At 71.1% G+C, this 23402-nt stretch carries 22 protein-coding genes and 1 pseudogene; 17 read left to right on the top strand and 6 right to left on the bottom strand.

What is annotated here, in order from left to right:
• Positions 1-3: 3 nt before the first annotated feature.
• From flgK to ACZZ0J_RS02160, 5 genes are all read left to right on the top strand, one after another.
• Complete coding sequence (gene flgK, locus ACZZ0J_RS02180; protein WP_463434541.1) at positions 4-1254, top strand: flagellar hook-associated protein FlgK; 1251 nt, start codon at positions 4-6, stop codon at positions 1252-1254.
• Positions 1197-1424 carry a flagellar basal body rod C-terminal domain-containing protein gene (locus ACZZ0J_RS02175; protein WP_333926067.1) on the top strand — a complete coding sequence of 76 codons (228 nt, stop codon included), beginning with the start codon at positions 1197-1199 and terminating at the stop codon, positions 1422-1424. Before flgK ends, ACZZ0J_RS02175 begins: the two co-directional genes overlap by 58 nt.
• 14 nt (positions 1425-1438) lie before the next feature.
• The gene (locus ACZZ0J_RS02170; RefSeq protein ID WP_463434539.1) at positions 1439-2308 is read left to right on the top strand and encodes a flagellin N-terminal helical domain-containing protein; all 870 of its coding nucleotides are present in this window, start codon (positions 1439-1441) and stop codon (positions 2306-2308) included.
• Positions 2305-2673 carry a flagellar assembly protein FliW gene (fliW, locus tag ACZZ0J_RS02165; protein ID WP_194647658.1) on the top strand — a complete coding sequence of 123 codons (369 nt, stop codon included), beginning with the start codon at positions 2305-2307 and terminating at the stop codon, positions 2671-2673. The genes ACZZ0J_RS02170 and fliW overlap by 4 nt, the downstream gene beginning before the upstream one ends.
• Before the next feature lie 479 nt (positions 2674-3152).
• A complete protein-coding gene (locus ACZZ0J_RS02160) occupies positions 3153-4112 on the top strand; it encodes a hypothetical protein (RefSeq protein WP_463434537.1) in 960 nt (319 codons plus the stop codon).
• A gap of 35 nt (positions 4113-4147) precedes the next feature.
• Here the strand turns inward: ACZZ0J_RS02160 and ACZZ0J_RS02155 are convergent, their stop codons facing one another.
• Positions 4148-4777, bottom strand: coding sequence for a hypothetical protein (locus ACZZ0J_RS02155; RefSeq protein ID WP_463434535.1), 630 nt, complete (start codon positions 4775-4777; stop codon positions 4148-4150).
• 38 nt (positions 4778-4815) lie between these two features.
• On the opposite strand from ACZZ0J_RS02155, the gene ACZZ0J_RS02150 reads away from it, so the two are divergent.
• Positions 4816-5724 (top strand): hypothetical protein, encoded by a 909-nt coding sequence (locus ACZZ0J_RS02150; protein WP_463434533.1) that lies wholly within the window; start codon positions 4816-4818, stop codon positions 5722-5724.
• A 78-nt stretch (positions 5725-5802) separates the two neighbouring features.
• On the opposite strand, the gene ACZZ0J_RS02145 is transcribed toward ACZZ0J_RS02150, so the two are convergent.
• Entirely contained in the window at positions 5803-6771 is a 969-nt protein-coding gene (locus ACZZ0J_RS02145) for a beta-ketoacyl-ACP synthase 3 (protein ID WP_463434531.1), read from the bottom strand.
• 123 nt (positions 6772-6894) lie between these two features.
• Between ACZZ0J_RS02145 and ACZZ0J_RS02140 the strand changes: the two genes are divergently transcribed.
• Positions 6895-7866 (top strand): aldo/keto reductase, encoded by a 972-nt coding sequence (locus ACZZ0J_RS02140; RefSeq protein ID WP_463434529.1) that lies wholly within the window; start codon positions 6895-6897, stop codon positions 7864-7866.
• 139 nt (positions 7867-8005) lie between these two features.
• Here the strand turns inward: ACZZ0J_RS02140 and ACZZ0J_RS02135 are convergent, their stop codons facing one another.
• The 3 genes from ACZZ0J_RS02135 to zapE form a co-directional block, all read right to left on the bottom strand.
• Positions 8006-8656 carry a tyrosine-protein phosphatase gene (locus tag ACZZ0J_RS02135; protein ID WP_463434527.1) on the bottom strand — a complete coding sequence of 217 codons (651 nt, stop codon included), beginning with the start codon at positions 8654-8656 and terminating at the stop codon, positions 8006-8008.
• 137 nt (positions 8657-8793) lie between these two features.
• A complete protein-coding gene (locus ACZZ0J_RS02130) occupies positions 8794-10068 on the bottom strand; it encodes an ammonium transporter (protein WP_111086361.1) in 1275 nt (424 codons plus the stop codon).
• Positions 10069-10273: 205 nt separating this feature from the next.
• On the bottom strand, positions 10274-11293 hold the full coding sequence (gene zapE, locus ACZZ0J_RS02125; protein ID WP_228510002.1) for a cell division protein ZapE: 1020 nt from the start codon (positions 11291-11293) through the stop codon (positions 10274-10276).
• A 137-nt stretch (positions 11294-11430) separates the two neighbouring features.
• On the opposite strand from zapE, the gene ACZZ0J_RS02120 reads away from it, so the two are divergent.
• The 8 genes from ACZZ0J_RS02120 (at position 11431) to ACZZ0J_RS02085 (ending at position 20058) form a co-directional block, all read left to right on the top strand.
• Positions 11431-12336, top strand: coding sequence for a sulfurtransferase (locus ACZZ0J_RS02120; protein ID WP_463434522.1), 906 nt, complete (start codon positions 11431-11433; stop codon positions 12334-12336).
• Positions 12333-12782, top strand: coding sequence for a SufE family protein (locus ACZZ0J_RS02115; protein WP_463434520.1), 450 nt, complete (start codon positions 12333-12335; stop codon positions 12780-12782). The genes ACZZ0J_RS02120 and ACZZ0J_RS02115 overlap by 4 nt, the downstream gene beginning before the upstream one ends.
• A 364-nt stretch (positions 12783-13146) precedes the next feature.
• Complete coding sequence (locus ACZZ0J_RS02110) at positions 13147-15285, top strand: DUF6531 domain-containing protein (protein WP_463434518.1); 2139 nt, start codon at positions 13147-13149, stop codon at positions 15283-15285.
• 1699 nt (positions 15286-16984) lie between these two features.
• Complete coding sequence (locus tag ACZZ0J_RS02105; protein ID WP_463434517.1) at positions 16985-18298, top strand: RHS repeat-associated core domain-containing protein; 1314 nt, start codon at positions 16985-16987, stop codon at positions 18296-18298.
• The gene (locus tag ACZZ0J_RS02100) at positions 18286-18438 is read left to right on the top strand and encodes a hypothetical protein (RefSeq protein ID WP_463438237.1); all 153 of its coding nucleotides are present in this window, start codon (positions 18286-18288) and stop codon (positions 18436-18438) included. The genes ACZZ0J_RS02105 and ACZZ0J_RS02100 overlap by 13 nt, the downstream gene beginning before the upstream one ends.
• A 79-nt stretch (positions 18439-18517) precedes the next feature.
• The gene (locus ACZZ0J_RS02095) at positions 18518-18703 is read left to right on the top strand and encodes a DUF6188 family protein (protein WP_463438124.1); all 186 of its coding nucleotides are present in this window, start codon (positions 18518-18520) and stop codon (positions 18701-18703) included.
• Positions 18704-18790: 87 nt separating this feature from the next.
• A complete protein-coding gene (locus ACZZ0J_RS02090) occupies positions 18791-19513 on the top strand; it encodes a hypothetical protein (RefSeq protein WP_463434515.1) in 723 nt (240 codons plus the stop codon).
• The gene (locus tag ACZZ0J_RS02085) at positions 19510-20058 is read left to right on the top strand and encodes a hypothetical protein (protein WP_463434513.1); all 549 of its coding nucleotides are present in this window, start codon (positions 19510-19512) and stop codon (positions 20056-20058) included. The genes ACZZ0J_RS02090 and ACZZ0J_RS02085 overlap by 4 nt, the downstream gene beginning before the upstream one ends.
• Positions 20059-20182: 124 nt before the next feature.
• Here ACZZ0J_RS02085 and ACZZ0J_RS02080 read toward each other — a convergent pair whose 3' ends face one another.
• Positions 20183-21406 (bottom strand): alpha/beta hydrolase family protein, encoded by a 1224-nt coding sequence (locus ACZZ0J_RS02080; RefSeq protein ID WP_463434511.1) that lies wholly within the window; start codon positions 21404-21406, stop codon positions 20183-20185.
• A 23-nt stretch (positions 21407-21429) separates the two neighbouring features.
• On the opposite strand from ACZZ0J_RS02080, the gene ACZZ0J_RS02075 reads away from it, so the two are divergent.
• Both ACZZ0J_RS02075 and ACZZ0J_RS02070 read left to right on the top strand, forming a co-directional pair.
• Positions 21430-22011 carry a DUF3000 domain-containing protein gene (locus ACZZ0J_RS02075; protein WP_463434509.1) on the top strand — a complete coding sequence of 194 codons (582 nt, stop codon included), beginning with the start codon at positions 21430-21432 and terminating at the stop codon, positions 22009-22011.
• Positions 22008-23263, top strand: a pseudogene (locus ACZZ0J_RS02070) (HRDC domain-containing protein). Before ACZZ0J_RS02075 ends, ACZZ0J_RS02070 begins: the two are co-directional and overlap by 4 nt.
• The last annotated feature ends 139 nt before the right edge of the window (positions 23264-23402 follow it).

Raw genomic sequence — 23402 nt, 5'->3', positions numbered from 1 at the left:
CCCGTGGTCAGCACCTTCGGCTCCCTCGCCACCGCGTACTCCGGCCTCGCCGCTGCCCGCGCCGGCATCGACGTCACCGGCCAGAACATCGCGAACGCCGGCACCGCCGGGTACACGCGGCAGCGCGTCACGCAGAACTCCGTCCCCGCGACCCAGACCGGGTTCATGCGCGGCACCGCCGCCCTCGCCGGTCAGGGCGTCTCCGTCGACGGCATCGCCCGCCTGGCATCGCTGACGCTCGACGTCGGCGTCCGGGTCGCCGCGGGGTCCTCCGCCTACGCCGACGCCCGTGCGACGGCGCTGTCCGCCCTCGAGACCGGCCTGCACGAGCCCGGCAAGGACGGCCTGAGCGCCAAGCTCGATGCCTTCTGGTCGTCGTGGAGCGAACTCGCCAGTCACCCCGACGACCCGGGTGCCGCCAGCGCCGTCCTCGGCGCAGCGGGCACCGTCGCCGCGGCCCTGGCCGCCGGGTCGAAGGCCGTCGACGCGCAGTGGTCCTCGGTCCGGGGCACCGCGGCCGGCCAGGTCACCCAGCTGAACGACGCAGCGAAGCAGGTGGCCGACCTGAACGGGCGGATCCGCACCGCACTGGCCTCCGGCGGCAACGCCAACGAACTCCTCGACCAACGCGACCAGCTCACCGAGCAGATCGCGACGCTCGCCGGCGGGACGACCCGCACCAACGCGGACGGAACGGTCGACGTGCTGCTCGGCGGCAACCCGCTCGTGCAGGGCACCGACGCCCGCGCCGTCGCCCTCGGCGGTGGCGAACGCCTCGCCGACGGCGCCGCGGTCACCCTGACCTGGACCTCCGGCAGCGCCGGCGCGGTGTCCCTGAGCGGCGGGTCGATCGGTGGCGCCCTCGCCGTCCTCGCGCCGGCGAACGGGAACGGCACGGGCGGCGCGCTCGCCCAGGCCGCCGCGTCCTACGACGCCGTCGCGACCCAGCTCGCAGCGACCGTCAACGCCGTCCATGCCACCGGCACGACCCCGGCCGGCACCACCGGCACCGCGTTCTTCGCCCTCGCGGCGGGCGTCCCCGCCGCGCAGGGCCTGTCGGTCGTCCCGACGGACGGCAACGGCCTGGCGACGCGGAACGCGGCGGGGCAGCTCGACGACTCGTTCGCCGACGCGCTCTCGCGACTCGGCACGGGCTCTGGAGCCGCCGACACGACCTGGGCGACGTTCGTGGCGGGGTGGGCACCGCCTCCCGGTCGGCCGCGACGGAGTCGACGCTCACCGGACTCGCCCTGACCAACGCGCGAACCCAGCAGCAGTCGAGCGCCGGCGTCGACCTCGACGAGGAGAACGTGAACCTGCTGAGCTACCAGCACGCGTACCAGGGCGCGGCACGCGTCCTGACCGCCGTCGACGAGATGCTCGACACCATCATCAACCGCGTCGGACTCGTCGGGAGGGGCTGATCGTGATCACCCGGGTGACCACCCAGATGTCGATGGCCGCGGCCTCGGCACGGCTGCAGACCGGTGCGGCGCGCGTGGCGCAGCTGACCGAGCAGGCCACCACGCTGCAGGCGATCCAGAAGCCGTCCGACGACCCGGTCGGCACCGCGTCGTCGATGCAGGTCCGCAAGGAGCAGGCCGCCGCCGCGCAGTACACGCGCAACGCGAACGACGCCGTGGCCTGGCTCGCGACCACCGACAGCGCCCTGTCCAGCGTCTACTCGGTGCTGAACAGCGTGCGGGACCTGACCGTGCAGGCGGCGAACTCCGGCACCATGAGCGACACCGACCGCGACGCCTTCATCACGCAGTTCCAGTCGCTGAAGTCCGACCTCGAGGCGCGGGCCAACACGACCTACGGCACCCGCTCGGTGTTCGCCGGCGCCTCGACCGCCGCCGCCGCGTACAACCCGGCGACCGGCTGGGCGGCCTCCGGCACGGACGTCTCCCGCCGGATCGGCGACGGCACCACCGTGCGCGTCGACACCGCCGGGGCCGACGTCTTCGGCACCGGCGCGTCGTCCGTGTTCGGGGTGCTCGACTCCATCGTCAGCGACCTGCAGAACGGGGTGAACGTGAACGCGCGGATCAACGACGTCGACGGCGCGCTCGGGGCCGTCCGCGGCGCCCAGGCCGACGTCGGTGTCCGGCACGCGACCGCCCTCGCCGCCCAGGACTCGCTGAAGACCGCGGCCGTCTCGCTCGAGAACAGCCGCGCCGGCATCGAGGACGTCGACCTCGCCAAGGCCGTCCTCGACCTGCAGGTGCAGCAGACCAACTACCAGGCAGCCCTCGCCATCACCGCGAAGGTCCTGCAGCCGACCCTGATGGACTACCTCCGATGAGCATCTCCCTGACCTTCGCCGTCCCGCCGTTCGGCCTGTCCCCCGCACCGGTCTTCACGCTGACCCCGGTGGACGGCGCCGAGGGCCTGTTCACCCTCGTCGGGGGTTCCTCGCGCTTGTTCGTGCTCGACGCCGCGGTGCACCTGCCGTCGTACTCGCCCGAGCTCACCGACGAGCAGGCCGCGGGGCTCGAGCTGACCGACCCCGCCGACGCCGTGCTGCTCGTGGTGGCGAACCCCGGCGCGTCGGGCACGACCGTCAACCTGCTCGCGCCCATCGTCGTGAACGCCCGGACCGCCGTGGGCGCGCAGCTCATCCTGGAGGACCAGGACCTGCCGCTGCGGGCGGAGCTCGCGAGGGCGTAGGTGCTGCGGGGGTGCCGGCCGGCCGGCCGCACCCGTATCAGCTGCCTGGTCGACTCGGAACGACATCCTCGATGTCGTACGACATCGAGTTCGTCGCACCCGCGCGTGCGCAACAGTTGCATGCGCGGCCCGACGACAATATCGACGTCGTGCGACATCGATGTTGTCGTACCTTGCACGGGGGTCGGTCCAGCTTCGAACACGCGTACGCCCTCGGCCCGGGGCACCGATCCCCGCAGGACCCTGTCACCGGTCGACCCCGAACGACATCCTCGATGTCGTACGACATCGAGTTCGTCGCACCCGCGCGTGCGCAACAGTTGCATGCGCGGCCCGACGACAACTTCGACGTCGTGCGACATCGATGTTGTCGCGCCGTGCGTCCGCCTCATCCCTCCACAGACTGGAGGCCCGGCTCGTTTCCCACAGATCGTCGCTCCGGACCGACGTGGTCGGCTCGCACCACCGATCGTTGAGGAATGAACGACCGAGTCCTCGACATCCCCCTCATCCGCACCGGCGACCATCCGAGCGCGGAACGGCGTGCGCTCCAGCGTCACGTGCACCGCGGCTCACTCGCCTCGATCCGGCCCGGCGTGCTGGTCGATCCGGCGCTCGTACAGGGGCTGCGGAGCGAGGACCGTCTGCTCCTGCTCGTCCGGGCGACGGTCCCGTCGGTCCGGCTGCCCCGGGCGTTCTCGCACTCCTCCGCGGCAACCGTGCACGGGTTGCCCTTCATCGCAGCGGCTCCCGACCGAGTCGAGGTCGTCGACCCTCGGCTGACCCGGCCGGACACGACGGCGCTTGCCCGGGTCAGGCCGGGGCATGCGGTCGACGACTCCGGCGGACGGTGGGCAGGGACGCCGCCAACCGTGCCGATCGAGATCGACGGGGCGCCGGTGACGTCATTGGTCCGGACGCTTGTCGATCTCTCGGCCACCGCACCGTTGGACCAGGCCGTACCGATGATCGATCAGGCGCTGCGCGGGCGACGGGTCCTGCCGGAGATGCTCCGTGCCGAACTCTCGGACCACGAGCGTAAGGGATCCGAGAAGGCAGGGGTGGCGATCGAGATGGGGTCGGCGCTGTCGGGGTCGCCGGCGGAGTCGGTGTGCCGGGTCCGCTTCCGGCAGGTCGGGGCGCCGGAGCCGGTGCAGCAGCACGAGTTCCGACGGACCGGAGGTGGGACGGCCGTCGTGGACTTCTGGTTCCCGGATCAGGGCGTCGTGGTCGAGGTCGACGGTCGCGCGAAGTACGAGGACCCGACGATGCTCGAGGGGCGGAGCACCGCCGAGGCGCACTGGCAGGAGAAGCGTCGCGAGGACTTCGTCCGGTCGTTCCCCGAGGTCCGGTTCGTCATCCGGTTGTCGTGGGCCGACCTCATGCAGCCCGACCGCGTGCGTGCAGCACTCCGCCGGGCGGGTGTCCCGTGCCGGTGACGAACCGGCGAGCGGCTCCGAGGGCCTGGCCGGGATCAGCGGCTCGGCGCCTCCGGGTGGTGTGCACGCTGCCGTTCGACCACGAGCGGTGCACTCGGCACGCCACCGCCGACGATCACTTCGCCGGTGCCGACCCGCACACCGTGGACCCGCCCGACACCCTTCACCACACCGGCACGTCGATCGGGGTCGGGCTCGCGGTGGTCGCCCCCGGCTGCGAGTTCGGCGTCGCGGACGGCGACCGTCCCGAGCACCTGGGCACCGGCGCCGAGCTCGGTGGGGCCCTCGACGAGGCAGCCGCCCGACAACCGAGCGCCGTCCCCCACGAGCACGTCCACCCCGGTCGCCGTGATCGTGACGGGTCCCGGGCCCAGTTCGGCACCGGAACCGATGGTCACGCGGGCCGCGGTGGCGACGACGGTGACCCGGCCCGGGCCGAGCCGCGCGCCGGATGCGACGGTGATCGAACCCCCGGCACGCGTCTCGAGCACGGCTCCGGGGTAGAGCACCACCCCGGCTGCAAGGGTGACGTCCGCGCCGACGAGCACGGAGCCGGGGTCGAGCACCACGACCTCGGGCAGCAAGCCGCGCACCTCCGCGACCGTCAGGAACCCGGAGGCCCGCCGAGCGTCGTCAGCCGGACCGGGCGCGCCGTCGATGTCCATCCAGCGAGCCTCCCACATGCCCGGCGTACGGTGAGCGCATGGCCCGCTCCCCGAAGGACCAGGCGATCGTGCCGCTGCCGAACGCCCAGGTCTCCCCCATGCCCGACGACTCCCGAATCCCGCAGCCGCAACAACCCGGCGGGTGGGTCAAGTGGCTCGACCGTGCCATCAGCGTCCAGCGCCCGGTGGTCGTGGCGCACGTCAACGCGATCCGCCGACGCAAGCCGGACGCCACCCCCGCCGAGGTCATCCAGATCCTCGAGCGGCAGTACCTCACCGCGGTCACCACCGGTGGCGCAGCGGTCGGTGCGAGTGCGGTCATCCCGGGCGTCGGGATGGTGGCCGCCCTCGGGTTGAGCGGCGCGGAGACGGTCGGGTTCCTCGAGACCACCGCGCTGTTCGCCCAGTCGGTGACCGAGGTGCACGGCATCGCCCTGGACGACCCCGAACGGGCACGGACCCTGGTGATGGCGATGATCCTCGGCGCTCCAGGGACGCAGCTCATCAAGCAGCTCGGCGGGCAGATCGCCGGCGGTCAGGCGCGTACGGCGTTCTGGGGAGAGATGGTGACCTCGTCCCTGCCGAAGCAGGTCGTGAACGGCCTCGGCGGGCAGGTCCGCGACCAGTTCATCAAGCGGTTCGCAGTGCGCCAGGGGACGTCGGTGCTCGGCCGTGCACTGCCGTTCGGCATCGGCGCCGCCGTCGGCGGGCTCGGCAACCACGCGCTCGGGCGGAAGGTCATCCAGGCCTCGCGGACCGGGTTCGGGCCGCCGTCGGCACACTTCCCGATCGTCCTCGAGCCCAAGCCCGCGAAGCCCGAGAAACAGCCGAAGGACAAGCAGCCAAAGGACAAGCAGCCGAAGGAGCCCAAGCAGCAGAAGCAGGTCGGCTGGCGTCGAGGCTCGGCAAAGGACGAGGACCTCTGGTCGGAGACGCCCGAGCGCTGAACCGGGCGGCAGGCCCGATCAGAACGACCGAGGCCCGATCAGAACGACCGAGGCCCGATCAGAACGACCGAGGCCCGATCAGAACGACCGCACCGGCGTCCTGACGACCTGTCCGGCGTGCGCGAACCCGCCGCCGAAGCCGAACAGCAACGCAGGGACGCCCTCGGGCAGGTCGCCACGCGCCCATGCCTTCGACAACCCGAGCGGCACGCTGGCGGCCGAGGTGTTGCCGGACTCGACGACGTCGCGGATGACGAACTTCGACTCCCCGCCGAGTGCGGTCACGAGCGGCTCGATGATCCGCAGGTTCGCCTGGTGGAACGCGAACACCTCGATGTCGTCCATGGTGAGCCCGGCGGCCTCGACGACCTTGCGGGCGTGTCCCTCGGCCTCGGTGATGGCCCAGCGGTAGATCGATCGGCCCTCCTGGTTGAACCGACCCGGCGACCCCTCGACCCGCACCGCGTCGAGCAGGTGCGGCACGCTGCCCCACGACACGGGCCCGATCTCCGGGACGTCGGCGGCGCCGAGCACGGCGGCTCCGGCCCCGTCGCCGACGAGCACGCACGTCGACCGGTCGGTCCAGTCGGCGATGGCGGAGAGGGTCTCGGACCCGATGACGAGCGCGACGTCAGTGGACCCGACGCGGATCGACTGGTCGGCGAGGGCGAGCGCGTACTCGAACCCGCTGCACGCGGTGTTGATGTCGATGGGCGCCGGGCCGTTCGTCATCCCGAGCGCGGCGGCGACCCGACCGGCGGTGTAAGGCGCACGGTCCTGGTGCGTGGTGGAGGCGACGATGACGAGTCCGACGGCCGAGGGCGACACACCGGCGTCGGCGAGGGCGTTGCGGCCCGCTTCGATCGCCATCGACGTGACGCTGTCGTCCGGACCGGCGATGTGGCGGGTCTGGATCCCGGTCCGGGTACGGATCCACTCGTCGTTGGTGTCGACCATGGTCGAGAGCTCGTCGTTGGTCAGGACGCGTTCGGGCTGGTGGTGACCGAACCCGAGGATCCGGCTGCCACGGAGTGCTGGGGTGTTCACCGTCGTCACGGTACTCCTCCCCGGAGCGCCGACATGCCCCGGACGGCATGCAGCCACGCACCATGCAGAACCGGTACTCCCAGGGCCTGGCAGGGTGCCCCTCGGAGCGCGTAGACCGGACCCATGGACTACACACACCTCGGACGGACAGGGCTGTCGGTTTCACGAGCAGTGCTCGGCACGATGAACTTCGGCCCGGAGACCACTGAAGACGACTCGCACGCCATCATGGACCGGGCCCACGAGCTCGGCGTCAACTTCTTCGACACCGCCAACGGCTACGGCGGCTCGGTGGGCAAGGGCGCCACCGAGGAGATCATCGGCCGCTGGTTCGCGAAGGGCGGCGGCCGTCGCGAGAAGACGGTGCTGGCGACCAAGGTCTACGGCGACATGATCGACTGGCCGAACGGCGGCAGGCTCAGCGCGTTCAACATCCGTCAGTCGCTCGACGCCAGCCTGCAGCGCCTGCAGACGGACCACATCGACCTGTACCAGTTCCACCACGTCGACCGTGCGACCCCGTGGGACGAGATCTGGCAGGCGATCGACGTCGCCGTGCAGCAGGGCAAGGTCCTGTACGTCGGGTCGTCGAACTTCGCCGGCTGGCACATCGCCCAGGCGCAGGAGGCCGCGAAGCGCCGCCACACCTTCGGCCTGGTGAGCGAGCAGTCGATCTACAACCTCGTGGTGCGTGACATCGAGCGCGAGGTCCTGCCCGCCGCCCGCGAGTACGGCCTCGGTGTCATCCCGTGGTCGCCGCTGCAGGGCGGCCTGCTCGGTGGTGTCATCGAGAAGACCGAGAACGGCTCCCGCCGGCTGTCGGGTCGCAGCGCCGAGTACGTCGAGGGGCACCGCGACCAGCTCACGGCCTACGAGTCGTTCGCCGAGGAGCTCGGCCACACGCCCGGCGAGCTCGCCCTCGCGTGGCTCCTCCACCAGCCCGGTGTGACCGCGCCGATCACCGGCCCCCGCACGATGGAGCAGTGGGAGTCCGCGGTCCGCGCCGTCGACATCCGCCTCGACCACCGTGCGCTGGACCGGCTCGACGAGATCTTCCCGGGGCACAAGACCTCACCGGAGGACTACGCCTGGTGAGCTGACGGAACGGGCCGGAACCACGGCCCGCGATCCGGGCCACGGACGGGAGGCACGGTGCGCGTCGGACGCGCACCGTGCCTCCCGTCCGCCGTTGCGACCACCGCACGTGGTGAGCCGACAGGACGACGCCCGCCCGTCAGAGCGCTGCGATCTCCGCGTCCGTCAGCCCGGCCCAGCGCAGGTACGCGGTGACGCTGCCCCACCGCGCCTCGACGTGCCGGACGACCGTGGTCATGGTCTCCGGCACGCACCGTTGCGCGACGGCGGTGGCCTCGGGGTCGGTGCTGACCGCACGCTCTGCGGCGAACCGGTCCGCCAAACCAGCAGCGCTCGCGGCGTAGTCGTCGCCGACGGCCTCGATCGACGCACCCCAGAGTCGGGCGAGCAGTCCGCTGACGACGCCGGTGCGGTCCTTGCCGGCGGAGCAGCAGACGAGCACGTCGCCGTCGGACCGGGCGATGGCGCGGAACGCGGCGGCGATCCCGGTGCGGTGGCGCTCGAGCCAGTCGGTGTACTGCTCCTCGAGCTGCACGGCCTGGGCGCCGGACTCGACGGTCGACGGGTCGAACAGTGGGACGAGCCGGTAGCCGTCGGTGGTGCCGAGCGGGTGCGGGACGCGGGCGACCTCGTCGTCACGGCGGAGGTCGACCACGGCCGCGAGTCCGTGCGGGTAGGCGTCGGCACCGACGCGTTCGGTGTTGGCGCGGTACACGGTGCGGGGTCGGGCGTCCTGCAGGCCCGGTCCCCCGACCTCGCGCAGGTTGGTCAGTGCGGACGTCGTCGTCATGCCTGCAACCCTGCCAGAAGACGGACGACAGACGCCGGACGACGGACGACGGACCGCACGACGACGGGCCCCGCGCTTGCTGTGTGCGCGGGGCCCGTCGTCGTGCGGGTGGTGCTGGTGGAACTGGTTCCTGCTGGCTAGCGGACCGAGACCGGCGAGTCGTCGGTCTGCTCGTAGAGGACGTAGCCCTCCTCGCCGTGGACCGCGGTGTCGATGCCGGCGACCTCGTCCTCGGTCTTGACGCGGAAGCCGATCGTCTTCTCGATGAGGAAGCCGATGACGAACGCCAGGACGAAGGAGTAGATGCCGACGGCCAGGGCCGCGGTGGCCTGCTTGCCGAGCTGCTCGAACGAACCGGAGTAGATCAGGCCGGTGTCGTTGGCGAAGAAGCCGAGGTACAGCGTGCCAACGATGCCGCCGACCAGGTGGACACCGACGACGTCGAGCGAGTCGTCGAAGCCGAGACGGTACTTCCAGTCGATCGCGAAGCAGCAGATGATGCCGGCGACGAAGCCGAGCAGGATGCCCCAGCCCGGGGTCAGGTTGGCACATGCCGGGGTGATCGCGACGAGACCGGTGACGGCACCCGAGGCGGCGCCGACCGACGTGGCCTTGCCGTCCTTGAGCTTCTCCACGAGCAGCCAGCCGAGGATGGCAGCAGCCGGCGCGGCGAGGGTGTTGACCCAAGCGATCGCGGCGATGCCGTCAGCAGCGCCCTCGGAGCCGGCGTTGAAGCCGAACCAGCCGAACCACAGGATGGCGGCACCGAGCAGGACGAAGGGCGGGTTGTGCGGCTTGTGCGCACCCTTGGCGAAGCCGACGCGCTTGCCGAGGACGAGCGCCAGGGCGAGACCGGCTGCACCGGCGTTGATGTGCACCGCGGTGCCACCGGCGAAGTCGATGACGCCCCACGTGGCAGCCCAACCCGAGGTCAGGTTGAAGACCCACGAGGCGACCGGGAAGTAGACGACGGTGACCCAGATGCCCGCGAAGACCATCCAGGCGCCGAACTTGGCGCGGTCGGCGATGGCACCGGAGATGAGCGCGACCGTGATGATCGCGAAGGTGGCCTGGAAGCCGACGAACGCCATCGACGGGTACGCCGCCTGGATGTTCGAGGACTGCGCCTCCTCGAAGGCCTGGCCGAGGCCGATCTGGTTCCAGTCGATGCTGAAGAACCCGACGACACCGGAGACCGCCGTGCCGTCACCGTGGTTGGCGAAGGCGATCGCGTAGCCGTAGAGCACCCACAGGACGCTCACGAGTGCGATCGCACCGAACGACATCATCATCATGCTGATGACGGACTTGGCCTTCACCAAGCCGCCGTAGAAGAAGGCCAGGCCGGGTGTCATGAACAACACCAGCGCCGCCATGACCAACACGAACGTCGTGTTGCCCTGATCAAGCATCTGTTCACCTCTCGATTGCACGAGCGGCTCTTGGACCGCCTCGGGTGACACCGAGTCTGGCGAGGTGACGTTTCACGAGGGGGCACGATGTGTTTCGTGGATGTAACGCGACGGCGCGGTTTGTAAACGTCGTGTTTCGCACGGCCCGATGCCCCCTGGACAGGGGGTGCACCGACCGGTCAGCGGATGCCCCGGGCGGTGGGCGTCAGTCCTGGGCGCGGCTCAGCGCCACGACACGGCTGGCTGCGCGCAGGTACTTCTTGCGGTAGCCGCCGTCGAGCATGGCGTCGGGGTACACCTGGTCGAGCGGCGTGCCCGAGGCGACGATCCGGACCTGGGCGTCGTACAGCCGGTCGACGAGCGCCACCCACCGGAGCGCGTCGGTCTGGTCCGTGAACGCCCGGACGTCGGTGAGCCCGACGGCGTCGAGGTCCTCGACGAGCGCGACGTACTTCGACGGGTGCACCGACCCGAGGTGCGCGACCACGGCCGAGAAGTCGTCGAGCGTGACGGTGCCGGCCGGCAGCGCCGCGGCCACGTCGGACACCACACCCGCCGACTCGTCGACCGCGCGGCGGCGGTAGTCGAGCCCGTCGATCCGCATCGTGTCGAACCGGTCGGACATGGCCTGGATCTCGCGCAGGAAGTCCTGCGCCGCGAACCGTCCCTCGCCGAGCGCGCCCGGAGGCGTGTTCGAGGTCGCGGCGAACCGGGTGCCGGTCTCGGTGAGCTCCTTGATCAGGCGGGTCATGACCATGGTGTCGCCCGGGTCGTCGAGCTCGAACTCGTCGATGCAGACCAGCGCGGTCCCCCGCAGCAGGTCGACCGTGCCCTGGAACCCGAGCGCGCCGACCAGGGCCGTGTACTCGATGAACGTGCCGAACGTCTTCCGCCCGGAGGCCGCGTGGTACGCCGCGGCGAGCAGGTGGGTCTTGCCGACGCCGAACCCGCCGTCCAGGTAGACGCCCGACTTCGCCGCGGGCTCGACCGACTGCTTGCGGCGGCCGAACAGCCCACGACGTGGCGCGTCGGTCGGCCCGGCCGCGACGAACGCGGCGACGGCGTCGCGCACGTCGGTCTGCGAGGCGTAGTCCGGATCGGGCCGGTACGAGTCGAACGAGGCGTCCGCGAACTGGGGCGGTGGCACGAGTGCCGCGGCCATCTGCTGCGGGGTCACCTGGGGGTCACGGTCGACGAGGTGCGCTGGCGCGGTGTTCGTGGACAAACAGGAGGCCCTTCCGGGAAGCAAGTCGTGCGGTGTCACGTTGCGGCTGGGGCACGGTACGTCCGCGTACCGTTGCCCACAGGCACCGACGACCGATCCTAGTCCGGTGCCGGATGACCACCTGGAGGTAGCCCACCATGACCGCACCGGTCGACCCGTCCGAGAAGTTCACCGCCTACGCCCACCCGGAGCGTCTCGTCTCCACCGAGTGGCTGCAGGGACAACTGGACGCCCACACCCCCGACCTGGTCGTCGTCGAGTCCGACGAGGACGTCCTGCTCTACGAGACCGGACACATCCCCGGCTCGGTCAAGATCGACTGGCACACCGACCTCAACGACCCGGTGCAGCGCGACTACATCGACGGCGAGGCCTTCGCCGAACTGCTCAGCAGCAAGGGCATCGGCCGCGAGACCACCGTCGTGCTCTACGGCGACAAGAACAACTGGTGGGCCGCCTACGCCCTCTGGGTCTTCTCGCTGTTCGGCCACGAGGACGTCCGCCTGCTCGACGGCGGCCGTGCGAAGTGGATCGCCGAGGACCGTGCCCTCACCACCGACGAGACCGTCGTCACGCCGGCCGAGTACCCGGTCGTCGACCGGATCGACACCGAGATCCGCGCCTACAAGGACGACGTGCTCGCCCACCTCGGCAAGCCCCTCATCGACGTGCGCAGCCCGGGCGAGTACGACGGTTCCCGAACCACCGCGCCCGACTACCCGGAAGAAGGAGCGCTGCGCGGCGGCCACGTCCCCACTGCGGTGAACATCCCGTGGGCGACCGCCGCCGCACCGGACGGCACCTTCAAGCCGCGCGCGGAACTCGACGCCATCTACCGCGAGGGCGCCGGCATCGGCGATGCGGACGAGGTCATCGCGTACTGCCGCATCGGCGAGCGGTCGAGCCACACCTGGTTCGTCCTGCAGCACCTGCTCGGCTACGACAGCGTCCGCAACTACGACGGCTCGTGGACCGAGTGGGGCAGCGCCGTCCGTGTCCCGATCGTGCAGGGCGCGGAGCCGGGTACAGTTCCGAATCGATGAACGACGCCACACTCCCCGCCACCCTCGCCGAGATCCGCGACGACTTCCTCGCCCTGGGCCAGAAGGACCGCCTGCAGCTCCTCCTCGAGTTCTCGAACGAGCTGCCCGCGCTGCCCGAACGGCTGCAGGGGCACGAGGACGAACTCGAACGGGTCGAGGAGTGCCAGTCCCCCGTGTTCATCACGGTGACCGTGGGCGAGGACGGCGACGCACCCGACGTCGTCCGCATGCACGCGACCGCCCCGCGCGAGGCACCGACCACGCGCGGCTTCGCCTCGATCCTCGCGCAGGGCCTGAGCGGCTTGACGGCAGCGCAGGTGCTCGTCGTGCCGGCGGACTACCCGCTGACGATCGGGCTGTCCGAGGCGGTCAGCCCGCTGCGGATCCGCGGCATGGTGGGCATGCTCGGACGCGTGCAGCGTCAGGTGCAGGCTGCGGTGTCGTAGACGCGACCGGAAGGCGGACGGGAGGCCCGTGGCGGATCCGCCACGGGGCTCCCGTCCATCTCGCCTCGGCACGCATGCCGTCCTCTGGAATTTCAGTCCGGATCCGTGCCAGGATGGTGCGGTCAGCACCAGGGGGAATGACGATGGCGAAGATCCACGGGAACGATCCGACCGGCTACTCGTACAGCGCGGCGGATGCACTCAAGTCGGCTTCGACGGCGCTCGCGTCGTCGATCGGCGGCCAGTCCGGGTCGCGGTCGTCATCGGTGACGACCGCGAGTGCGGAGTTCCGGGGTACTTCTCCGAGGTCTTCGCGGACAACGCCGACATCGGCGCGCGCAGCGCGACCAAGCTCGTCGAGTCGTTGCAGAGCCTGTCGGGCTTCGTGCAGGAACTCCGCGACGCCGCGAAGGACGAGGACGACCGGCGGAAGCGGGCGAAGGCGTGGGACGCCCGCAAGCGTGAACGCGAGGAGAACCTCCTCGTCGCCGCAGGACACGAGATCTCGACGTGGTTCGGCGGCGGTGACGACCCGAAGCCCCCGGCGCCGGAACCGGAGCCGCGTCTGCAGGCGGACGAGGTCAGCGTCATGGGGCGGGAGTTCCCGGCGGGCGGCGGGACCAGCGGTGGGACGTCGTCCGCCGTCCCCGCGGACCTCCGCTCCTTCGAGGCGACCACCCGCACGCTCGACGCCGATCTGTCCGGCGCCGTCTCGACGTTCCGGAACGCCCTGAGCGACTACGAGGCCGAGTGCAACCCGTGCTGGGGCACGCTGAACGCCCAGTCGCTGCTGACCGCGGTGAACGACTGGCTCACGGCGAACGGGCAGGACGCCGACTGGGCGGGCACCGTCGCCGCGCAGTTCGAGGCTGCCGGTGGCGGTGCCGGGCCCGCGACGCTGTCGGACGCGGCGATCGCGGCCGCCCTGTCCTTGGCGGGGATCGACGCCGGACGTGATGACTTCACCATCGGACCGTTCTCGGCGATGGGGACGCCCCCGACGAACGGGTTCGCCGACGACCCGGTCAACACGGCCACCGGCAACTTCCTCGAGCCCGAGACCGACCTGTCGTTCGCCGGGCAGGCGGCGTCGCTCCGGCTCACCCGGATGTACAACTCGCTCGACGGTCGTGCCGGGGTGTTCGGACTCGGGTGGTCCTCCATCCTCGACGTCCGGCTCGAGGTCAGCGACGAGGCCGCCTCGGTCGTGCTGGACGACGGCCGGCAGGTCGACTTCCCGCGGCAGGGGGACGGGTGGAGCCGCGGCGTCGGCGAGGACCTGTGGCTCCGGGCCGAGCAGGACTCGCTCGTCGTGCGGGACAACGCCGGCGGCCGGTGGGCGTTCACGCCGTCCGGACTGTGGCTGAGCAGTGCGCGTGGAGCGGGCACCTCCGTGACCGTGCGACGCGACGAGCACGATCGGATCACGCGGCTCGCGCACGTGTTCGGGCGGTTCGTCGACATCGAGTACAGCGGCGACCGGGTGGCGTCCGCGACGGCGTCGGACGGGCGCCGCGTCGAGTACCACTACGACGAGGGCCGTCGGCTGGTCCGGGCGACCGACGCCGTCGGCAGTCGCCGGTACCGCTGGAACGCGGACGGCCTGATCGACCGGGTGACCGCTGCGACGGGGGTCGTCGAGTGCGAGAACACCTACGACGACCGCGGCCGGGTCGTCGAGCAGCGCACACCGTTCGGTCGACGGGTCCGGTTCTCGTACCTGCCGGGTCGGGTCACCTCGGTCTCCGACGTCGACGGGGTCCACGCGAACACCTGGATCGCCGACCGGAAGGGCCGCGTCGTCGGGATCATCGACACCGACGGGCAGCGCCAGTCGATGTCGTACGACCCGCACGGCAACCTCGTCTCGGTGACCGAGCGCGATGGTCAGGTGACCGTCCACGGGTACGACGACCGCTGGCATCGGGTCCGGACCGTGACCCCCGAGGGCGCCGACCTGACCTTCGGGTACGACGAGCAGGACCGCATGACCACGGTGGTCACCCCGAACGGCGGGGTCGTCGAGTACTCGTACGCGGGCGACGACCGGAACCCGTCGGCCGTCGTCGACCCCGTCGGCGGTCGCACGCTGCTCGACTGGCGGGACGGCGTGCTCGTCCGCACCACCGATCCGACGGGCGTCGTCGTCACGTTCCACCACGACGCGTCCGGTGAGCTCGTCGGCGTCGAGAACGCCGTCGGTGACACCGCACGGCTCGTCCGCGACGCCGGAGGCAGGATCGTCGAGGCCGTCACGCCGCTCCGCAACCGGACCCGGTACCGCTACGACGCCGCCGGGCTGCTCACCGCGCGCGAGGACCCGGACGGGGACTGTGGCGGTTCGAGCACGGCGACGGCGGTCGGGTCACGGCGACGATCGACCCGACCGGTGCCCGCACGGAAGTCACCTACGGTCCACACGGCGAGGTCGTGTCCACCACGGACCCCCTCGGTCGCGTCGTCACGAAGGACTTCGACGCGTTCGGCAACGTGTCGACGATGACCCTGCCCGACGGTGCCGAGTGGGCGTTCGTGCACGACGCGCTCTCCCGACTCGAAGCCGTGGTCGACCCGGCCGGTGGCACCTGGACACGCGAGTACGACGCGGTCGGAGCCCTCGGCGCGACGGTCGGTCCGACCGGCGTCCGCACCGAGGTGCGCCGCTCGCGCGCTGACGGCGTATCCACGGTCCGCGACGCCTTCGACGCCGTGTCCGTGACGACCGACGAGTTCGGGCGTCCGACCCGGCTCGAGCACGCGGACGCGTCCGCTGAGCTGACGGCGTACGACGCCTGCGGCCGCCCGGTCGAGCTCGTCGACGCGGACGGTGGGCTCACCAGGATCGAGCGTGACCTGGCCGGACGCGTCGTCGGTGTGACCACTCCGGCAGGCCGCACCACCCGGTACGAGTACGACGCGTGCGGCCGCCCGGTCAGCGCGATCGACCCCGCCGGCGCACGCACCACGCTGACCTACGACGCCGATTCGCGGGTCGTCGCGCGCACCCTGCCGACCGGCGAGGTCGCACGCACCGAGTACGACCGCCAGGGCCGCGTCGTCCATGCAGACGTCCCCGGGGTCGGCACCGTCCGGTACCGGTACGACCGGGTCGGTCGCGTGGTCTCGGCGCGGGACACCCGCTTCGGCCAGCGGACCTTCCGGTACGACGCCGCAGGACAGCTCGTCGCCGCGGTGAACGGGCTCGGCGGCACCACCCGGTACGAGTACGACCAGCGTGGACGCCTCGTCCGCACCGTCGATCCGCTGGGTGGGGTGACCGTCCGGACGTACACGCAGCTCGACAAGGTGGCCTCGTCCACGGATCAGCTCGGGCGCACGACGACGGCGACCTACGACGCGGCCGGGCGGCAGCTCACCCAGACCGATCCGGACGGCACTGTGCTGCGGTGGGAGTACGACGCAGCCGGTCGGGAATCCGCGCAGTTCGCCGGCGACCGGCTGATCGGCCGCATCGACCGCGATGCCCGCGCCCGCACGGTGACGATCACCGACGAGAGCCGTCCGGACTCCCTCGCCACCCACGTCCTCGAGTTCAGCCGGCTGGAGCAGCTCGTCCGACGCGCCACCGGCGCGCGAGACCCGGTGGACCCACGATGCCGACGGGCTCCGCACCTCGGTGCAGTCCCCCGACGGGTCCACGACCCGGTACGCGCACGACGCCACCGGACGGGTCGTCCGGGTCGAGCACTCGGTCTTCGGCGAGGTCCGGTACGAACACGACCCGGCAGGCCAGCTCCTGCATGCCCGCGCCGGCGATCAGCTGCAGACCTGGGAGTACGCGAACGGACACGTGGTCCGGCACGCGCGCATCGACGCGGACGGCACGCACGCCAGCACGATCGAACGCGACGCCGACGGGCGCATCACCCGGGTCGACGGACCCGGCGGGAGCACCACCTACGAGCACGACGATGCCGCGCAGCTGGTGACGTCCGTCCAGGACGCCCGTCGCGCGGACTGGGTCTACGACGTCGCTGGTCGCCTGGTCGAGGAACGGACGGACTCCGGGACCCGACGGTTCTCGTACGACGCCGCCGGACAGCTGACCAGGGTCGACGCTCCGGACGGGGCACCCGAGGCGGACTACGCCTACGACGGCGCAGGTCGACGGGGTCAAGTCGGTCCGAACGGACGGCGTCGCGACCACGTACCGCTGGACCCCGCAGGGTCACCTCACCGGGGTGGCGGAGACCACCGCGGCAGGCAGCACCACAACCGACCTGCACGTCGACGCCCTCGGTGGACTCGCCGATGTCGACGGCGTCTCGATCGACTGGGACACCGCCGCGTTCGCGCCGACGCTCCTCGCAGTCGGTGACACACCGGTCGTCCGCGCTCCCGGCGGCCTGACCGGAGTGGACGGCGGTTGGTCCACGAGCGGTCGGCGCACCACGAGGGCAGCCGACGACGCCGACCCGTGGCAGACGCTCGTCGACCTCGGCGGCTCCGGCCTGCCCGGCGGGATCGCCCTCGGTGCCGACGGTTCGCTGCAGGTCGCCGGCCTGGAGTGGATGGGTGCCCGCGCCTACGACTCGTCGTCGCGCGGCTTCCTGTCCGTCGACCCGGTCACCGCGCCCGCCGGAGCAGCCTGGGCCGGCAACCCGTACTCGTTCGCCGGCAACGATCCGCTGCACGCCATCGACCCGCTCGGTCTCGCGCCCGTTACCGACGCGGAACTGGAGGCCTACGCGGCGGCCGAACAGGGTCCGCTCGCCCGTGCCGCCGCGGCCACCGGCGACTGGTTCGCGAACAACTGGGAGTACGTCGCCGGTGGAGCCATGGTCGTCGCGGGTGGGGTGCTCCTCGCCACCGGCGTCGGCGGTCCGGTCGGCATGATGCTCATCAGCGCCGGTGCCGACACCATCATCCAGAAGGCCACCACCGGCGAGGTCAACTGGGGCCAGGTCGCCGTCAGCGGGGCCTTCGGTGCCGTCGGCGGTGGTGCCGGTGCCCTGATCGGGAAGCACCTGCTCGGCAACGCGGCAGAAGGCGCGGTCGAGAACGTCGCGGACTACGCGGTCAGTGGCCAGCCGGTGACCCCCGGTGGTCTGCTCCGGAACGCTGCCGAGGGTGCGGCGACATCGGCGGCCACCGGCGGCACCATGTCGAAGGTCCACCTGCCGACCGCGGTGAACAAGTTGGACGACCTCGCGCCGACCCCGCCTGTCAACGTCCTCTCGTCGAGCGGCAAGACGTTCGTCGTGACGCCACAGGGGACGGCCTACGACATCCCTGCTGGTTGGGACATCGGACCGGCGCGGACCAACCGAGGGCTCGTTGCGCAAGATCCTGCGTCTGCAGCGAACCCGGGCATGCACGACGATGCCAACATGATCCGGGTGATGGAACCCACCGAACGGTATCCGAACGGCTACAGCCGTTACAGCAACGACTACGGGCAATGGCTCGATCCCCGAACGGGGAAGCCCGGCTCAAAGCCGGACAGCCATGTTCCCAGTGAGCACCAGGGAGAGTACCTCGGATGGCCGAACTGACCGCAAATGACGTTCACCTCGCACTCGTCGGCGAGACTGTCGACCTCATCTGGATCGACTTCAGGCTCACCCTCGCGTTCTCGAACCGGAGCATGGTCTCGTTCGAGACCACCTTCGCGATCAGGATACGGATGGTGTGACGGTCTCGGTGGATCCGGAAGACAAGGATTCCCTGCTCCCCGCTCTCCATCTCCACACACAGAACGTCACGGAGCTCGGATCGACGAAAGTGCGCTCGAAATCACATTCTCATCGGGAACGACTCTTCGAGCAGAACCGGACGACGATTACGAATCGTGGCATTACTCCGGCCCTGAGACGCCGCCGGTCAGAGCGACCGCTCTCGGAGGTGGCAACCTGTTCATCTCGATACCTGGTGACGGCACTCCGATCGAGCACGGTTGAGCTGAGCTGACGATGGCCGCGCAGCCAGATGCCTCGACCAGACGAGGCCCGGATCCGACACAACCCATCGTCGGCGGAGATCCGACGGTGACGGACGCGCCCCCGGAGATCTCGATCGGTCATCTCCGAGCGGTCACCACCGGAACGACCGTGGACCTGCCGGACCGTGTCGTCGAGATCCTCGCCGCTGTCGGGCCGGACACGGATGTGCTCGTCTCCGACGTGTCCGCACGGTCGTTCGCAGCGGTCATCCGGCGGACCTACTCCAAGCAGGAGCCGAACCTCGTACCGTTCATCGACCCGCTCCTAGCCCTCGGCGACGAGTTCGTCCTGATCTGTCAGGTCGAGGACGGCGACGAACTCGTGACGGCCGTGTTGCGCGCGACGGACCGAACGCTCGTGGCAGCCACGGCGATCGACCGTTCCGTCGGGGTCGTCCACATCACCGTCCAGGAGCTGTACGCGCCTCCGCGCATCAGACGCTCCGGGGTGGAACTGGCGCTCGAGGTGGCATCGCAGTGTCCGGCCGAGGAACGGCTGCGCATCTTCGAGCAGGGCGCGCTGTCGACGGCACGGACCTTCCTGACGAAGTACACGATGGCCGCGGAGAAGGGCTTCGACGTCCGCGGACTCGACGGGTTCGCAGGTGCGCTTGTTCCGCTCGGCGCCGAGCAGCCGGGTTTCTGCACCGTGCAGGCTGACGCCGCGGTCGCGATCACCGCGTTCACGCCCGGCAGGACCGACGTCCTCGCTGCCATGAGCGTGGGCGGCCTCTCGCCCCAGACAGGAACGACCGAGGAGAACGGATGACCACGACAGTGCCTGGCGACCTGGGGATGGTCACCTACCGGATCCCCGCTGCTCGCATCGTGCTGCCCGACCTGGTGCAGTTCTTCTCAGAGCTCGAAACACCAGAGCTCGAAACACCAGAGCTCGAAACACCAGAGCTCGTCTGGGTCCTCACGACCCTGTACGCCGTCACGTCCCCTGACAAGCCGGTCCAAGCGCTCCCACTCGAACGCCGCGTCGACGCGGCGGCGGAACCCGGGCTCATCCTGAGCCATGCCGAGGCGATGGAGATCGCTGACAGCATGCGGCAGCTCATCGACGGCGAGTTCCTCGGCTACCTTCCCGGCTCGGACCTGACCGACGAGTCGACCCTGGTCGTCCGGATCGACGCGTTCGACAGTGGCGAATGGACTGCGTCGGTCCGACCGCCGCTCACGACGATGAGCGATGCCTTCGACCGGACGCACGGCCCAGCGCACCCCGGCCGACCGGCGACTCGTCTCGAGGAGTTCGGGCCACGACAGCAGACGACGAACGGGACGAGTGCCGCGCCACCCGCTTCGTGAGCGGAACGGGTCGAGCGCGACGGTGACCCGACCATTTCTGCTCACGATGCGACCGAACGGACGCAAGGACGGCGAGGCGCGGTGCCAGCTGGCACCGCGCCTCCCGTCCGTTTTCCGGTCGCGTCTACCGCGCGCTGGCCGCCCCGCGACGCTGGACCACCTCGGTGAGCCACGCGAGGATGCGGGCGTCGAACCAGTCGGCGTCGTGGTTCCAGAGCTTGGTGTGCCGGGCCGTGGTCTGCACCTCGAGCCGCACCAGGTCGGGCCGTGCGCGTGCCAGGTCGTGCGAGGCCGAGGACGGCACGAACCCGTCGTCGTCGCTGTGCAGCAGGAGGATCGGCACCGTCAGCTCGGCGGACCGGGTGACCATGTCGAGGTCCCGCAGGTCCACCGGCTGCTGCAGGCCGGCGAGCCGGTGCAGCACCGGGGTGCGGAGCAGACGCTGGGCGACCTTGCGGACCGGCCGCGGCAACCCCATGAGCTGGCTCTGCGACTTGAGCACCGCGTGCCAGTCGACCACGGGTGACTCGAGCACCACGCCGTCGACGAGCCCGGCGAAGCGTGAGCGCAGCAGGGTCTGCAGCACGACGGCACCGCCCATCGACCAGCCCATGAGCACGACGCTCTGCGCGTTCTGGGCACTGAGCCACCGGAGGACGGAGTCGATGTCCTCCCACTCGGTGCTGCCGAGGCCGTAGCGACCGTCGACGCTCGGCGGAGCGACGCCGTCGTTGCGCCACGAGGCGAGCACGACCGAGTAGCCGGCGGCACGGAAGACGGGGACGGCGCGGATCGTCTCGGCGCGGGTGACGCCGCGGCCGTGCACCAGGACGGCCCACGGCGCGTCCGGGTCGTCGGCGCGGACGACCCAGGCGGGTGCGGGCCCGTTCGGGGTGGGGATGTCGATGTCCTCGACGGGCACGTCGAGCTCGCCGGGGGTCAGGTAGAACCAGCCGCCCCAGCGTCCGCGGCGTGCAGCGGTCGGGTCGCCGGCGTCGATCGCGATGATGCGGCGCGTGACCGTGGTGTCGGTGGTGCCGAGGACCTCGCCGACGCGCATGTGCCCGGTGCCGGCGCCGAACCAGAGCGAGTACCGACCCTGTAGCTCGGTGTCGGCGGTCCGCTCGATGGTCACGGTCATCCGGACCGGGTCGACGGCGTGGATCGGGACGCGTTCGGTGCGCTTGCGGTCCGGGGTGACGACGGCGCGGGCGACGGCGGCGACGAAGCCGCCGATGACGGCCGTCCCCACCGCGGCGGCGGCCAGACCGGCGCCGAGGGCGATGAAGCCGGCCGATCGTGCGGTCTCCTGGACGACGTCCTCGGCGGGTCGCGCGGATCGGGACATGGCCCGGAGCCTAGTCTGCATGTGTGTCCGAAACCCGAGAGCCCGACGCCTTCGCGCGGCTCCGCGCGTTCGTGTCCTCCGGCAGCAGCCGCTCCGAGACCACCGTCACCGAGATCCCCTCGCCCACGCGGATCGCACCGTTCTCGATCGCCCTGGCGGCGGACGTGTCCGGCACCGCGCACGGCGTCGAGTCGGACCTTGGCACCGGACGGTTCATCGCCCTGTACGACCCCGAGGAACCCGAGGGCTGGGGCGGCGCGTTCCGGGTGGTCTCGTTCGCGCAAGCACCACTCGAACCCGAGATCGGTGTCGACGAGTTCGTCGCCGACGTCACGTGGAGCTGGCTCGTCGACGCGCTCGCGACGCACGGCGCCGAGTACGACCACGCTTCGGGCACGGCCACCAAGATCATCTCCCGCGGGTACGGCGACCTCGCCGCACAGGGCGACGGCGCGCAGCTGGAACTCCGCGCGTCGTGGACGCCCCGCGGCGCCGACCTCACCGCACACGTCCAGGCATGGCAGGACATCGTCGCCATGCTCGCCGGTCTGCCTCCTGCCTCGGACGGCGTGACCCTGCTGGCCCCGAGGAGGCTCGCCAAGTGACCGACCCCGCCAGTTCGACCCCCGGTGCACCGGACCCCGCGTTCGAGGACTCGCACGAGGCCGTCAAGGTCATCGACTCGCGCGACGACTACCTCGAGGCCGTCGCGGCGATCGCCGCCGGTCACGGGCCCGTCGCCGTCGACGCCGAACGCGCCAGCGGCTACCGCTACTCGCAGCGCGCCTACCTGATCCAGGTGTTCCGTCGCGGTGCCGGCGCGTTCCTGTTCGACCCGATCCCGATCGGCGACTTCTCCGAACTGCAGGCGGCCATCGTCGACGAGGAGTGGCTGTTCCACGCCGCCTCGCAGGACCTGCCCTGCCTGCAGGAAGTGGGTCTCGTCCCGACCCGCATCTTCGACACCGAACTCGGAGCCCGCATCGCCGGGTTCCCCCGGGTCGGTCTCGGCGCCGTCGTCGAGCAGCTGCTCGGGATCACGCTCGCCAAGGCGCACTCGGCAGCCGACTGGTCGACCCGGCCGTTGCCGCAGTCGTGGCTCGTGTACGCATCGCTCGACGTCGAACTCCTGCCCGACCTGCGTGACGCCCTCGCCGCGAAGCTCGACGAGGCCGGCAAGTCCCGCATCGCGGAAGAGGAGTTCGACGCGGTGCTGCACCGCGCCCCGAAGCCCGTCCGTGCCGAGCCGTGGCGCCGGCTGTCCGGCATGCACGCCCTCCGTGGTGCCCGCGCCCTGGCGATCGCCCGGTCGCTCTGGGTTGCCCGTGACGAGTACGCCCGCGCCGCCGACATCGCTCCGGGGCGCACGATCCCCGATGCCGCGATCGTCGCAGCGGCAGCCGCCGCACCGTCGTCGCGCACCGAACTCGGCGCTCTGAAGGCGTTCACGGGTCGCGCCAGCCGGTCCGAGCTCGACCGCTGGTGGGCCGCGGTCGACGAGGGCCTGACGACCGAGGACCTGCCGAAGCTCCGCGGATCCGGTGAGGCGACACTCCCGCCGCCCCGCGCCTGGGCCGACCGCAACCCCGCGGCCGACCGCCGGTACAAGGCCGCACGGGCCGCGGTGACGAAGCGGTCCGAGGAGCTCGACATCCCCCCGAGAACCTGCTCACGCCGGAGACCCTGCGTGTGGTCTCGTGGGCACCGCCGTCGCCGCCGTCGACCGAGCTGGTCGGGGCCGCCCTCGCCGCACACGAGGCCCGCCCCTGGCAGGTGGAGGAACTCGCCTCGATCATCGCGTCGGCCTTTGTCGCTGCTGCACAGCAGCCCGCGCCGACGGACGACGTCGAGTCGTAGGAACCGCCCAACCGGCATGCGGCCGCCCAGCCTGGGGGCATAGCGTCGGGAGCGTCGCCGGGCGAGGCCCGGCCGGCCGGAGCGACCAGCGTTCCGGCCCGATCGATGAGGATCTGGGAGGCCCGGATTGCCAAAGGCA

Source organism: Curtobacterium sp. AC272, assembly GCF_979258155.1.
The sequence above is the reverse complement of the archived record's forward strand: the minus strand, read 5'-3'. Positions and strand labels throughout refer to the sequence as shown.